This window comes from Bacillus sp. MHSD_36 (assembly GCF_030757775.1).
In the GTDB taxonomy this organism is placed as follows: Bacteria; Bacillota; Bacilli; order Bacillales; family Bacillaceae_G; genus Bacillus_A.
This window is the reverse complement of the sequence record NZ_JAVBIS010000012.1, coordinates 12,578-26,464: the sequence shown is the minus strand read 5'-3', so window position 1 is coordinate 26,464 and position 13,887 is coordinate 12,578. Positions and strand designations below refer to the sequence as shown.

Here is a 13,887-nt window from a genome sequence, read left to right as displayed (position 1 = left end):
TGTTTCAATAAAGGAGGAAGTAACATGGTAAAAGGAAGAATTCATTCTGTAGAGTCTTGTGGTACTGTTGATGGCCCAGGAATTCGTTATGTCATATTTACACAAGGGTGTTTATTACGTTGTCAATATTGTCATAATGCTGATACGTGGGAGATTGGTAAAGGAAAAGAAATAACAGTCGAAGAAGTAATGCAGGATGTGACATGTTACCTTCCTTTTATTGAAGCTTCCGGAGGCGGTATAACAGTTAGTGGTGGGGAACCATTATTACAGCTAGATTTCTTAATTGAATTATTTAAGAAATGTAAGGAAGTTGGAATTCATACAACAATTGACTCTTCGGGTGGTTGTTATTCTGAAGAACCAGAATTCCAAAATAAGCTAGATATTTTAATGGAGTACACAGATTTAGTTTTATTAGATTTGAAACATATTGATTCAAAGAAACATCGTAAATTAACAGGAAAACCAAATGAACATATTTTACAATTTGCTCGTTACTTATCGGATAAAAACAAACCGATTTGGGTACGACACGTATTAGTTCCTGGTATTACTGATAATGAAGAGGATCTAAAAAAACTATCTAGTTTTATTCAAAGCTTGTCTAATGTTCAGAAAGTTGAAGTGTTACCATACCATAAGCTTGGTGTATATAAATGGGAAGCGCTTGGGCATAAGTATCCACTAGCGAATGTAGAACCACCTACTGAAAAAAATGTAGAAGAAGCAAGACATATTTTACAAGTAGTCTAATCCAAATATTGGATTAGGCTTTTTGCTTTCTGTACAATAAAACCTAGAGTATATATATAGAAAAGAGTATACTGAAAATAGAATATCCATATTTTTGTAAGGGATAAGTGGAGAAATTTACATAATTGTAAAGGGAAATCAAAATAGTAAAAAGAATTAAGAAGTAAAAGAGTGAGTATCATGTAATAGAGAACATTTGTAAGTTATTGCGAAAGCTCTTATAGGAAAGTATAATGTAAAGATATGAGCACAGATAGGATTAAGGGGTCAATCTTATATGCTTTGCATATCCACGACAGGTACATAGCTGAAAGAGAAATATTAGAGTCTGTTTATGTAATTTTTAAGGAAAATGTTTTTCCTATTGTCGTATATGCAATATGGAGAAACAATAAGCTAGGAGTGGATTTGTTTGATAAAAAACCCCAAGGTTTTAATATTAACTGCACATTACGGTAACGGTCATGTGCAAGTAGCGAAAACATTAGAACAAACATTTCGCCAAAAAGGAATTAAAGATGTAATTGTATGCGATTTGTTCGGAGAATCACATCCAGTTATAACCGATATTACAAAATATTTATATTTAAAAAGTTATACAATAGGAAAAGAATTATACCGGTTGTTTTATTATGGCGTAGAAAAAATTTATGATAAAAAAATAGCATCTTGGTATGCGAATTTTGGAAGAAAACGTTTGAAATTACTTTTACAAGCAGAGAAACCGGATATTGTTATTAATACCTTTCCGATTATAGCTGTACCAGAATTGAAAAAGCAAACAGGAATTGAAATACCTGTGTATAACGTATTAACGGATTTTTGTGTGCACAAAATATGGATTCATCGGGAAGTAGATCGTTATTTTGTAGCAACTGATCACGTGAAAAAAGTTATGGTTGATATTGGTGTGCCTGCGGAACAAATTGTTGAAACTGGAATTCCGATTCGTAATAGTTTTGAGTTAAAGATCAATCCAGACATTATATATAATAAATATCAGTTATGTGAGAATAAAAAGATTTTACTAATTGTAGCAGGTGCTCATGGGGTATTAGGGAGTGTAAAAGAACTATGCCAATCATTTATGTCAGTACCTGATTTACAAGTAGTTGTCGTTTGTGGGAAAAATGAAGCATTAAAACAGGATTTATTAGGATTACAGGAAAATAATCCTGATGCATTAAAAGTATTCGGTTATGTTGAAAATATTGATGAATTATTCCGTGTTACTTCTTGTATGATTACGAAGCCAGGCGGTATCACGCTAAGTGAAGCGGCAGCATTGCAAGTACCTGTCATTTTATATAAACCTGTTCCAGGACAAGAAAATGAAAATGCGATGTACTTTGAAAGAAAAGGAGCGGCAGTTGTCATTCGTGATGATAGTGAGGTTTTTGCAAAGACAGAGGCGTTATTACAAGATGATATGAAGCTTCTTCAAATGAAAGAAGCAATGAAAAGCATTTATCGTCCGGAGCCAGCTGGCCATATTGTGGATACAATTTTGGCAGAAAATCATGTAAAGCCGAATCATATACCTATTAAATCACCTGCTCTTGCACAATCATTTACTTAATATGAAACCCTCTTTTGAATATTTAAAGAGGGTTTTTTATTGTTTTCTGAGAGAAAGACTTATCCACATGGAGATAACGCTTTCATTAAACAGTAAAGTCGGAATATTAACAACTATATCCACATTGTCCACATTTTTTAGAAAAATATCCACAATTCTAACATTTGCTATGCGTTACAAAATACAAACTTGTGAAGGGTTTGTATAATTTATTCACAATTCCATCAATTCTGTGGATAACGTTACCCACAGAAAAAAGGTTCCTTATAAATAAGGAACCTTTTTTCTACTCTATCACGTAGAAAAAATATGTAATGAGAATGAATAATTAGGGGGGAGAACTTCTAATTATTCATTCTCACTTTAAATACTTTTCGAGCGATAACCCGCTGCGCGATCTGCTTTACGAAACTCTCGTTGGTAGAGAACTTCTTGTGTACTAGATAATGCATTTTTTGCTTTGTCACGTTTCTTTTTATCCATTACAAATCACCTCGTGTCCTAAAGTCACTATCTATCGTTTCCAAAGACACCGGGTGATATACGTATATGTCAAAATGTTAATGGTTAATTATCTTTTCTAAAAATTTAGATTATGCCTCTTTTAAGTGATGAGCATCTTGGAACGTTGTATCTCGCATTGTAGCAAGTGTATATTGATCTTTTGGAATTTCATATAAGTTATATACTTCTTCATTCGCGTTAATTTCATCATAAACGGCTTTTCTTGTTTCGTTTGCTAGATTTACGTATTGTAATTTTTCTGCAGCTTTAATAGAACGAATATTTATTTTGCGAATACGCATAAAGATTGTTTCAATATCTAATTCGTAAAAAAGTTCACTAAAAAATGAATCTTTTGCCAATTTATTATAGCCTTTTCCATGATATGGTTTGCCAAGCCATGTTCCAAGGAATCCGGCTTTTTCTTGCACATCAAATAAAGTAATTGTTCCGATAGGGTTACCCCATTCATCTAAAATTGTGCGTGAAATTAATTCCCCACGCTCTTCAGCTTCAATCGTTTGTTTCGTTAAAAATAAATATTCCTCATAAGAATAAGCCTTTTGACGCACAAAAGGGAAGACAGCTGGATCCACCATTAACTCGTATAGAACGTGGCTGTCGTGTAAGTCGCGTTTTTTTAACATACTAACTCCTCCTCACACGAGGGTAGCATGACGAAAAAACACCCCACCCTCGAAATTTTTATATCAATCTTTAAAAAATTTCGGGGTGGGAATCGAACCCACTAGAACCAGTTTCTAACGCTGGTGGCGCACCATTTGCCTTCCCCATTCATCAATTTGAAAATGATAATCACGACACAAATTGATTATGGTTTCATTCAGTTTATAATCGTATAATACTTTATCTAGTCAAAAAAATAAACTAGTTTTTTTTATTTTTTTTGTAAATTATTTTTCCATCAATCATGGTTAGTACAGGCTTGGCTAAATAATGGAAAGGATGATGGGTCCATAACACGAGATCAGCGTCTTTTCCAACCTCAATGCTTCCAATTCTATCCTCTAAACGTAAATTTCGTGCTGGAAAAATAGTGATTCCTTCTAGTGCAGTTTGTTCGTCTAATCCTTCCCTTACTGCGACAGCAGCACAAACATTTAAATATTGAATGGGTGTATAAGGGTGATCCGTTGTGATGGAAACTTCCACTCCATTTTTGGATAATATATGGTAAGTATCCCATGTTTTGTTTTTGAGTTCAATTTTAGAACGGCGTGTAAGCGTGGGGCCAACTGAAACCTTCAAATTGTGTTTCGAAAGTTCTTCAACAATAAAGTGTCCTTCTGTACAATGTTCAATACGTAAATCGAGATTAAATTCTGTTGCAAAACGTAGAGCAGAACTAATATCATCTGCTCGGTGAGCGTGGATACGTACGGGTATTTCGCGACGTAATGCTTTTAAGATAGGAAGCATTCGAAAATCAGCTTCATGCCCGTAGTGCTGTGCTTCATAGAATGATTCCCGAAGTAATCCCATAATTCCCATACGTGTTATGGATTCTTTTGTTCCATTACTATGGACCTTTTTAGGATTTTCTCCAAAGGCAATCTTTAAGCCTGCAGGTTCTTGAATAATCATATGATCAATACAAGTTCCAGCTGTTTTTATTACACAAGTCGTACCACCGATAATGTTTTGACTTCCTGGCATAACGTGAACAGTTGTGATGCCATTTTGTACAGCATCTTGAAATGCAATATCAAAAGGGTGGATTCCGTCCAAAGAACGGATATGTGGTGTTGAAACTTCAGATGTTTCATTTGCATCATTGCCAGCCCAACCAGTGCCTTCATCATAGAGACCAAGATGAGTATGGACATCAATAAATCCGGGTAAAAGATGAAGAGCACGCGCGTCTATAACTGTCATATCTTGAGTAGGTTGAATGATAGGCTTGACCTTGGCAATTCGTTCTCCTATAACGAGTACATCCCCTTGAAATTTTTGGGATGTAATAGGATAGACAATGGCTTGTTTAAGCAATATTTTCATAGGTACCTCATTTCTGTTACTTTAAAATATTAATGGAATTTAAGGGAAAGTAACGGAAAGATTATTTGTACAATAATGCTCCGGATTCTACAAAATAAAAGTTTTGAAAGGGCCCCTGTAAAACTGTGTTTTAGAAGTACTACATTGTATGCGAAAGTATATTTTGTAATGCATGGTCTATTGCCGGAAATGTGTATTGATACCCATGCTCAATTGCTTTACTAGGTAATACATGTTGTCCTTCTAGTACAAGTATGCTCATCTCACCAAGTAAAGCGTGAAGTATAAAGGAAGGGACAGGTAACCAATGAGGTTTTTTCATTATAGCCGCAATGGTTTCTCCAAATTCCTTCATTCTTATAGGTAAGGGAGCTGTGAGATTAAGAGGTCCATCAATTTCTTCTTTTTGTATGATGAAATCAATCAGGCGAACGACATCATCTATATGAATCCATGATAACCATTGGTTTCCAGATCCAATTGTACCTCCGATATAGAATTGATAGGGGAGTAGCATTTTGGGAAGAGCTCCTCCATCTGCACTTAATACGACTCCGAATCTTGCGTATACTGTTCGCATTCCGAGAGAACGAGCTTTAGATGCTTCTTGTTCCCATGAACATACTGTATTTGCTAAAAAGTCATCTCCAGGAGTCTCATGCTGTTCTGTAAAAGACTCGGTTTCAGACGTTCCATAGTATCCAATAGCGCTTGCGTTAATAAATGTGTGCGGTTTTATGTTGAGTGTCTGCAAGTGTTTAATGAGCCCTTTTGTCGTTTGAATCCTACTGTTTAAAATGGCTTTCTTTTGTTTCTTTGTCCATCTACTATTAATAGATTCTCCTGCTAGATTAATAACTACATCGATAGAAGAGAGGGGGAAGGTTTGTAAATTCGGTGTCCATTGTACGTAGTGAAGATTAGGGTGGGAAGTTTCAGTAGTTTTGTTTCGAGTGAGAATGTAAACCGTATGTCCTTTTTGAATGAAAAAAGTAGAAAGGTATTTACCGATAAAGCCGGTACCACCAGAAATTGCGATTTTCACAAGTATTTCCTCCTCATTATATATATTCTTGAAAAGAAAAAATGTTCCTCGGCTATGTTAAAATAATAGAGAGGTGAGAGTATGGCTGTCATTACAAAAATAGAAGTACAAAAACGATCGAAAGAACGATTTAATATTTATATTGATAAAGGTCAAGGTGAAGAGTACGGATTTAGTGTGAATGAAGTAATTTTAATAAAACACGGATTACAAAAGGGCTTAGAAATTGATGAAATAGCGTTAGGAAATATTTTGTACAATGAAGAGGTACAAAAAGCATATTTACAAGCAATCTCCTATTTATCCTATCAAATGAGAACGAAACAAGAAATAGAAGATTTTTTACGAAAAAAAGAAGTGGGACAGGCCATCATCTCTGAAGTCGTTTCGAAGTTATTACATGATCGATATATTAATGATAAAGAGTATGCTATTTTATATACGAGAACGCAAAGCAATGTGAATCGAAAAGGTCCCACTGTTATTAAAAGAGAGTTGTTAAATAAAGGTGTTCAGGATTTAATTATTACGCATAGTTTACAAGAATATCCGAAGGAAAAGCAAATTGAGAATGCTTTAATTCTTATAGAAAAGAAGAAAAAATCTTATCAAAAGCATTCCTTTTTACAAATGAAGCTAAAGTTAGATGAAATGCTTGTTCGTAAAGGATATTCTAGAGATGTGATTCAAATTTGTTTGGAAGAATTGAAAGACGAAAAAGATGACGAAAAGCAACAAGAAGCGTTACACTATCATGGGAATAAATATTATGAGAAATATAAGAAGCATGATGGATGGACATTCGAAAATAAGATGAAACAAGCGTTATATCGAAAAGGATTCTCTATCGATGAAATAGAGGTATTTTTGCAAATGAAACGCGAAGAGGGATGAGGAGAATAAGATGAATATGCCAAAGCGCTACAGTGAAATGACACCATATGAGCTAAGGGAAGAAATTGGGCTTTTGAAAGAGCAAGCGATAAAAGCTGAGCAACTTGGAATTGTAAATGAGTTCGATGTATTAATGCGAAAGATAGCAATGGCCCGCGCTTATATGACTGACATAAACAAATTCCATATCGGTGAGACGTATGAATTAGTAGAAGAACCTGGTATATTATTTGAAATTACGTATTTCAATGGGGTATTTGCTTGGGGACATAAGCAAAATGATAATGAAGAGATTGGAATACCGATTTCTTTATTACAAGAAAAATAAAAACCAGAGAGCGATTATCTCTCTGGTTTTCATCTTTGGTAGGCGTTACAGGAGATAGGAGATTCTAAAATTGGCGTTTTTTACATTCATTCGCCAGTATAATGAGAGACTGGGTTTGTTGCGTCTGTCCGTTAACTTGCGCTTTTGCATGTTTCGGACGAGTCCACGTATGGTTAAATAATTCAGAACGACTATCTAAGCGATCACGGTAGCTCATCTTTATCACCTCGTGTAGGAAGTTGATTTACTTTGTACTACTCTTCCTGCTGATTTGCAGCACGCATACGTTCTTGTGGGTGCGTGTTAATTGTGCCGTTAGGTCGTTTCGAAGCAAAGCGTGATTTCGCTTTCGGTTGACCGTCGATTTTGCTGTTGTTTTTTGACTCAGACCAAAACTCGGCTTGTTTACCCATTGCGAACGCCCTCCTCATCATCAGTTGATACCTCTTGAAGAAGTATCAATTATAGAATGTGCAAAATAGAAGAAACTATCCTTTAGAAATGAAGGGATAATTAGGTAAAGGAGATTAGAACATGAATGATATTTATGAAGCATTAACGAAAGAACTATTAGACAAAAATGACAAACTTTCTTACGCGCAAGCTCGTGCGTGGGTCGAATTACTGTGGGAAGATTTTCAAACAACTTATGCGAAATCAGGTCGTTATCAAGGAGAAGAAATGACTGAACAAGTGGTGCGATCATGGATTAATAATCATGGAGTACGCCTTCATGAAATGCGTACAAATAATCCGAAATATAGCCATTTAATCAATCAAGAAGATCATTTGAAACATTAAAAAAAGCGACTTAAGTCGCTTTTTTTAATGTGGAAGTAACTCCAGTTTTTTTCGAAGTTTTTCTTCACTAAAGATCCATCCTGTATAGGAACTAATAATATTTAAATTATGATCGAGTTGAACGATCGCAACGAATGGATAATAATCTTTACTACGATAACGCAAATCAATGAATCGAACTTCGTAATAATGATCATAATCGAAAATGTCCCAGCGATACACAGGGGAGAAAGATAAAAATGCTGAGATGTTTTCATCTTGTTTAGCAGCGCGCATAATAGTATTGTCTGGGAACGGTACCCGGTCGAATTTATCATATATCATGATGTTACCGCGATGCCATCTAGCAACGTAGTAATAATTGGTTGTAACGATTGCTAAATGATAATGATAAAATCGATAAGAAGGAGAAATAATTATCTTCTCAACATGTTTGAAACGTTTTTGTACAACGCTTCTTATATTTCTATGCATCATAATCCGTCCGATATAGTAAACAATCATCAATATATACGCTGCTAAGGCAGTATACCCTTTATGGGAACCTACGAGCATACAAGCAATTGCGAGTATATGGATGAAGAAAATGACGGTATCGAATGTATTAATGATACCTAGCGCTACCCATTTTTTTGTGAAGGGTCGTAATGCCTGTGTACCGTAGGCATTGAAAATATCTACAAAGACATGAAGAAAGACGGCAATAAATGACCAAAGTAGTAGATGCAAATATGGAGCGTCTGAAAAGAAGGCGAAAGAGATGCCACTTATAAGGAATGACCAAAGAATCACTGCAGGAATGGAATGAGTAATCCCACGATGATTTCTTATATATTTAGCGTTATTACGCAATTTTAAAACTGTATCGATATCAGGAATATTGGAACCAGCAATTGTAGCGAGCATAACTGCTTGTGGCCCAATATCACTTTGTGCTATGGCTGGATCTAACGTGGCCAAGCTGCCTAGAGTAACGCCCATAACAAGGTGAGTGGCTGTGTCCATAGAAATCCACCTCCGTTTTTTATTAATGTAACTCTTTTTATTCGATACCTCAAGTCCTTTGCCTTCTATTTCCTATGTCATCTTACTTAAATTTTTTCCTAAAATCTTTATAATAGTACTTATATGCAAAAAAATGAGGGGGATCAAGTTTGACACTTGAAATATTAAATAATTTTAACATAGAGCAGTTTCAAAATGATTTAATTGGTTGGTTTGAAAAAGAGCAACGCGACTTACCGTGGCGTAAAAATAAAGATCCATACCGTGTTTGGGTTTCGGAAATTATGTTGCAGCAAACTAGAGTGGAAGCTGTAAAACCATATTACGCGAATTTTATGGGGAAGTTTCCTACTCTAGAAGCTTTGGCAAATGCTGATGATGAAGAAGTGTTAAAAGCATGGGAAGGTTTAGGGTATTATTCTAGAGCACGAAACTTACATGCGGCCGTAAAGGAAGTAAAAGAAGTATACGGCGGAATTGTACCGAGTGATGTAAAGAAAATTGAAAAGTTAAAGGGAGTCGGACCATATACAAAAGGTGCTATTTTAAGTATCGCATATGGTATACCAGAGCCAGCAGTTGACGGAAATGTTATGCGTGTATTATCCCGTATTTTATCCGTATGGGATGACATTGCAAAACCGAAAACTAGAAAAGTGTTTGAAGAAATCGTGCGTGAAATTATTTCGGCTGAAAATCCATCTTATTTTAACCAAGGTTTGATGGAATTAGGAGCACTAATTTGTATTCCTAAAAATCCAGCATGCTTACTTTGTCCTGTACGTGAGCATTGCAGGGGATATGCTGAAGGTGTTCAAAAGGAATTACCAGTCAAAAGTAAAGCAAAGGCCCCTACGATGGTACCGATTGTTGCAGGAGTGCTTCAAACGGAAGATGGTCGTTACGTCATTAATAAACGTCCAAGTACCGGTTTATTAGCTAATATGTGGGAGTTTCCGAATGTTGAACTTGGCGAAGGGATTCGTAATCAGAAGGAACAGCTTATAGATTATATGAAAGAAAAATTTGAGCTTTCAATTTCTATTGAAGAATACGCAATGAATGTGCAACATACGTTTACCCATCGCACTTGGGATATATTTGTATTTTACGGAAAAGTAACTGGTCATATTGTTGAAACAGATACATTGAAATTTGTATCGAAAGAAGCTTTTGAACAGTTGCCTTTCTCGAAATCACATCGTAAGATTTATGAAAGTTGTGTTGAGAAGATTACAATACAATAAATAAAAAGTGTTCCCTAGATTGGGAACACTTTTTTAATCGTAAGAAATTTTTGTCCCATGAGTCCAACTAGCCTCACCTTCTTGTAAGCCGCCTCTTGTTTCAATTTCTTTTACAATTTCTTTATAAATACTTTGACCTTCTGCATTTAAGTACGGAAGAATCTGTTGTAATGAATGATGAAAATAAGCTAATTCATCTTCTTTCCACTCATTTTTTGAGACCATCGTCAGTTCAGTCATATCGCGTCCTATATACATATTTCCACCTCCATTTCCTATAGTTTGAATGAGTGATAAGAGATATATACGGAGATTAAAAAAAGAAAATCACGGATAGCTTCTAAGTGAATTGGTTACATTATTGGTTGTGGAGGTGAGAAAGATGAGTAAAAAACAACAAGGTTATAACAAGGCAACTTCTGGCGCTAGCATTCAAAGTACAAATGCTAGTTATGGTACAGAGTTTTCAACTGAAACAGATGTGCAAGCAGTAAAACAAGCAAATGCACAATCAGAAGCAAAGAAAGCACAAGCTTCTGGTGCACAAAGTGCAAACGCTAGTTATGGTACTGAATTTGCAACTGAAACAGACGTGCATGCTGTGAAAAAACAAAATGCACAATCAGCTGCAAAACAATCACAATCTTCTAGTTCAAATCAGTAATGAAAGAAAAACACTTCTCTAATTCGGGAGAAGTGTTTTCTTTGTGCTTTGGTCATGGTAATGAAAATAAAGCGAACGACATAACTTCTAATAAGTCAACAAATGTAGTCAAAGGAGAAGGAAGTTAAAGATTAGAAATATGTAATGAGGAATAATAACTGATCAATAAATCTAAAAGGGGGTAAGTAATGAACGACTTTGATAAGTTGGTGGGAGAGCAATTGGAAACGATGGATGAGTTGTTGAAGTTACAAGCTCATCTAGAGAAGTATCAGCAAATTGAAATGAGCGAAAAGGATACGTGTGATAAAAAGGAATTACATTTTATACGCCAAGAAATATATAGAACAGAAGTAGCACTCAAGTTATTACATGAGAAATTTGAAGAGCAAACAAATAGTGTAATTCAATCTTTTGAAACTGAAAAAATGATTTCAAATTTAGGATAAGGCATGCCGTTACCTTCAAGTGAAAGGTCCTTCTTTACATGGAAATAAGGAAGGACTTTTTTTATTCTCATTTCCTCGTTTGTAAATAAAATCTCGTCTCCTAAGAAGATTAAAGATATTGTATTCAGTGTGAGAAATGGAGTCTTGTCGCTTTAGTTTTAAAATTTCGACAAAAAAGTTATAATAGAAAAAAAGTGAATGCAGTTCAAAGGGCATTTGCAGTTGAAAGAAGGGAGCATATATGGGATTTCCCAAAGAAGGAGAAAAAGTACAAATACATAGTTATAAACATAATGGCTCCATTCATAGAATGTGGGAAGAGACAACAATCTTAAAAGGGACACAAAGCCTTGTAATCGGAGCGAATGATCGTACAGTAGTGACAGAATCAGATGGTCGCACATGGATTACGCGTGAACCAGCAATTTGTTATTTTCATGCAAACTATTGGTTTAATGTGATTGGAATGTTAAGGGAAGAGGGAGTATATTATTATTGTAATTTAAGCTCACCTTTTGCATATGATTCTGAAGCGTTAAAGTATATTGATTATGATTTAGATATTAAAGTGTATCCAGATATGACATATACGCTTTTAGATGAAGATGAGTATGAAAAACATAGTCAAATTATGCAATATCCACCTGTGATTGATACGATTTTAAAACGAAATGTAGCACAATTAACACAATGGATTCATCAAAGAAAAGGGCCATTCGCGCCGGACTTTGTAGATATGTGGTATGAGAGATATTTAATGTACAGAAATTAAAACAAACCTGCAGGGGATTTCCCGGCAGGTTTGTCCTATTAGAGGGGGGATTAGGTGCAAGGTATAAAAAGATATTTGCAATTTGTTAAACCATATCGATGGCTTATTGCTATTACGATTATGATTGGTCTAGTTAAATTCGGCATCCCGCTTATTATGCCGTGGTTATTAAAATACATTATTGATGATGTAATTCAGGGCGGGGGTTCACTTCAAGATAAAACGTCCCAACTAGTAACAGCGATTGGGATTGCTTTTTTTATTTTTGCAGTGTTAAGACCGCCAATTGAATATTATCGTCAATATTTCGCGCAGCGTATCGCAAATACAATCCTATATGATTTGCGAAAGCATATTTTTGGTCATTTACAAAAGTTGAGTTTACGCTATTATTCGAATACAAAAACAGGCGAGATTATTTCACGTGTCATTCATGATGTAGAACAAACGAAGGACTTTGTAATTACTGGTTTGATGAATGTTTGGTTAGATACGGCAACGATTGCTATCGCTATTATTGTTATGTTTTCTATGAATATAAAATTAACATTTGTTGCGCTATTAATTTTACCTATTTATGTGGTAGCAGTGAAATATTTTTTCGGACGTCTTCGAAAATTGACGAAAGAACGTTCACAAGCGTTAGCAACGATGCAAGGATATTTACATGAACGTATTCAAGGGATGCAAGTGACACGTAGCTTTGCATTAGAAGAGTATGAGGGAAAGCAGTTTGAAAAAAGAAATAATGAATTTTTGACGAAAGCGTTAACGCATACGAGTTGGACTGCGAGAACATTTTCAGCGGTAAATACGTTAACAGATTTAGGACCATTACTTGTAATTGGTTTTGCAGCATATGAAGTGATTCAGGGGCAATTAACATTAGGGACTATGGTTGCTTTTGTTGGGTATATGGATAGTTTATATAGTCCACTCCGCCGCCTTGTTAATTCTTCTACAACATTAACGCAGTCTTTCGCATCGATGGATAGAGTGTTTGAACTGTTAGATGAAAAATATGATATTGTGAATGTCCCAAGTGCGGTACAAGCGAAGAAATTAAATGGTGAAGTGATATTTGATAATGTATCTTTTCGTTACAATTCGGATGAAAAAGAGATATTACATAACCTTTCATTAACAATGTCGCCTGGAGAGAAGGTTGCGCTTGTAGGAGCGAGTGGGGGAGGGAAGTCATCTCTTGCTAGTTTAATCCCTCGTTTCTATGATGTTTCTTCAGGTGCAGTTTATGTAGATGGGATAGATGTCAGAAAGTATGATATGAGAAATTTACGTAGTCATATTGGAATTGTACTGCAAGATAATTTGTTATTTAGCGATACAATCGGGGCAAATATTTTATACGGAAATCCGAAGGCTACAGAGGAAGAAGTAATTGCAGCTGCCAAAGCTGCGCAAATTCATGATTTTATTATAGAGTTACCTGATGGTTATGATACTGTCGTTGGGGAACGGGGTGTAAAGCTATCTGGTGGACAAAGGCAACGTGTAGCGATTGCACGAGTGTTTCTAAAGAATCCCTCGTTACTTATATTAGATGAGGCGACTTCCGCTTTAGATTTAGAAAATGAACGATATATTCAAGAGGCACTTCAGACGTTAGCTGCTGATCGGACGACAATTATAATCGCGCATCGATTAGCGACAATTACACATGTGGATACGATTATTTATATTGAAGATGGTGAAATTAAAGAAACAGGTTCTCATGAAGAATTAATGAAAAAAAGAGGGTTTTATTACAATTTATATCAACTTCAAAATATAACAGAAACAGCTCCTTTAGCGTAAAAGGAGCTG

Annotated in this window: 18 protein-coding genes; 10 read left to right on the top strand and 8 right to left on the bottom strand. The window is 35.4% G+C overall.

Annotated features, from left to right (window positions below; translation table 11 throughout):
• Positions 1-24 precede the first annotated feature (24 nt).
• Complete coding sequence (gene pflA, locus Q9B79_RS25120; protein WP_306188596.1) at positions 25-756, top strand: pyruvate formate-lyase-activating protein; 732 nt, start codon at positions 25-27, stop codon at positions 754-756.
• A 412-nt stretch (positions 757-1,168) separates the two neighbouring features.
• The gene (locus Q9B79_RS25115; RefSeq protein WP_306188594.1) at positions 1,169-2,335 is read left to right on the top strand and encodes a diglucosyl diacylglycerol synthase; all 1,167 of its coding nucleotides are present in this window, start codon (positions 1,169-1,171) and stop codon (positions 2,333-2,335) included.
• A gap of 363 nt (positions 2,336-2,698) precedes the next feature.
• Here Q9B79_RS25115 and Q9B79_RS25110 read toward each other — a convergent pair whose 3' ends face one another.
• From Q9B79_RS25110 to Q9B79_RS25095, 4 genes are all read right to left on the bottom strand, one after another.
• Positions 2,699-2,818, bottom strand: coding sequence for a YfhE family protein (locus tag Q9B79_RS25110; RefSeq protein ID WP_000358480.1), 120 nt, complete (start codon positions 2,816-2,818; stop codon positions 2,699-2,701).
• Between the two features lie 110 nt (positions 2,819-2,928).
• Positions 2,929-3,486 carry a GNAT family N-acetyltransferase gene (locus Q9B79_RS25105; RefSeq protein ID WP_000914736.1) on the bottom strand — a complete coding sequence of 186 codons (558 nt, stop codon included), beginning with the start codon at positions 3,484-3,486 and terminating at the stop codon, positions 2,929-2,931.
• 241 nt (positions 3,487-3,727) lie between these two features.
• The gene (locus Q9B79_RS25100) at positions 3,728-4,858 is read right to left on the bottom strand and encodes an amidohydrolase (RefSeq protein WP_306188591.1); all 1,131 of its coding nucleotides are present in this window, start codon (positions 4,856-4,858) and stop codon (positions 3,728-3,730) included.
• Between the two features lie 139 nt (positions 4,859-4,997).
• Positions 4,998-5,903 (bottom strand): TIGR01777 family oxidoreductase, encoded by a 906-nt coding sequence (locus Q9B79_RS25095; protein ID WP_306188589.1) that lies wholly within the window; start codon positions 5,901-5,903, stop codon positions 4,998-5,000.
• Positions 5,904-5,984: 81 nt separating this feature from the next.
• On the opposite strand from Q9B79_RS25095, the gene recX reads away from it, so the two are divergent.
• The gene (recX, locus tag Q9B79_RS25090) at positions 5,985-6,797 is read left to right on the top strand and encodes a recombination regulator RecX (RefSeq protein WP_306188587.1); all 813 of its coding nucleotides are present in this window, start codon (positions 5,985-5,987) and stop codon (positions 6,795-6,797) included.
• A gap of 10 nt (positions 6,798-6,807) precedes the next feature.
• On the top strand, positions 6,808-7,125 hold the full coding sequence (locus Q9B79_RS25085; protein WP_001057032.1) for a YfhH family protein: 318 nt from the start codon (positions 6,808-6,810) through the stop codon (positions 7,123-7,125).
• A 64-nt stretch (positions 7,126-7,189) separates the two neighbouring features.
• Here the strand turns inward: Q9B79_RS25085 and Q9B79_RS25080 are convergent, their stop codons facing one another.
• Together Q9B79_RS25080 and Q9B79_RS25075 are read right to left on the bottom strand one after the other, a co-directional pair.
• Positions 7,190-7,342: a YpzG family protein gene (locus Q9B79_RS25080; RefSeq protein WP_000122093.1), complete on the bottom strand. Its 153-nt coding sequence runs from the start codon at positions 7,340-7,342 to the stop codon at positions 7,190-7,192.
• Positions 7,343-7,379: 37 nt separating this feature from the next.
• Entirely contained in the window at positions 7,380-7,538 is a 159-nt protein-coding gene (locus Q9B79_RS25075) for a small, acid-soluble spore protein K (protein ID WP_000517891.1), read from the bottom strand.
• A gap of 121 nt (positions 7,539-7,659) precedes the next feature.
• Between Q9B79_RS25075 and Q9B79_RS25070 the strand changes: the two genes are divergently transcribed.
• A complete protein-coding gene (locus tag Q9B79_RS25070; RefSeq protein ID WP_000998158.1) occupies positions 7,660-7,926 on the top strand; it encodes a YfhJ family protein in 267 nt (88 codons plus the stop codon).
• Between the two features lie 24 nt (positions 7,927-7,950).
• On the opposite strand, the gene Q9B79_RS25065 is transcribed toward Q9B79_RS25070, so the two are convergent.
• Positions 7,951-8,931: a metal-dependent hydrolase gene (locus Q9B79_RS25065; RefSeq protein WP_000379126.1), complete on the bottom strand. Its 981-nt coding sequence runs from the start codon at positions 8,929-8,931 to the stop codon at positions 7,951-7,953.
• A 149-nt stretch (positions 8,932-9,080) separates the two neighbouring features.
• Between Q9B79_RS25065 and mutY the strand changes: the two genes are divergently transcribed.
• On the top strand, positions 9,081-10,178 hold the full coding sequence (gene mutY / locus Q9B79_RS25060; RefSeq protein ID WP_306188581.1) for an A/G-specific adenine glycosylase: 1,098 nt from the start codon (positions 9,081-9,083) through the stop codon (positions 10,176-10,178).
• Positions 10,179-10,211: 33 nt separating this feature from the next.
• Here mutY and Q9B79_RS25055 read toward each other — a convergent pair whose 3' ends face one another.
• Entirely contained in the window at positions 10,212-10,436 is a 225-nt protein-coding gene (locus Q9B79_RS25055; RefSeq protein WP_000275446.1) for a hypothetical protein, read from the bottom strand.
• Positions 10,437-10,560: 124 nt separating this feature from the next.
• On the opposite strand from Q9B79_RS25055, the gene Q9B79_RS25050 reads away from it, so the two are divergent.
• The 4 genes from Q9B79_RS25050 (at position 10,561) to Q9B79_RS25035 (ending at position 13,878) form a co-directional block, all read left to right on the top strand.
• Positions 10,561-10,842 carry a gamma-type small acid-soluble spore protein gene (locus Q9B79_RS25050; RefSeq protein WP_000039045.1) on the top strand — a complete coding sequence of 94 codons (282 nt, stop codon included), beginning with the start codon at positions 10,561-10,563 and terminating at the stop codon, positions 10,840-10,842.
• A gap of 188 nt (positions 10,843-11,030) precedes the next feature.
• Complete coding sequence (locus Q9B79_RS25045) at positions 11,031-11,291, top strand: YgaB family protein (protein ID WP_000997584.1); 261 nt, start codon at positions 11,031-11,033, stop codon at positions 11,289-11,291.
• Positions 11,292-11,532: 241 nt separating this feature from the next.
• Positions 11,533-12,063 (top strand): nucleoside tri-diphosphate phosphatase, encoded by a 531-nt coding sequence (gene ntdP / locus Q9B79_RS25040; protein ID WP_000506628.1) that lies wholly within the window; start codon positions 11,533-11,535, stop codon positions 12,061-12,063.
• 54 nt (positions 12,064-12,117) lie between these two features.
• On the top strand, positions 12,118-13,878 hold the full coding sequence (locus Q9B79_RS25035) for an ABC transporter ATP-binding protein (protein ID WP_306188577.1): 1,761 nt from the start codon (positions 12,118-12,120) through the stop codon (positions 13,876-13,878).
• Positions 13,879-13,887 lie beyond the last annotated feature (9 nt).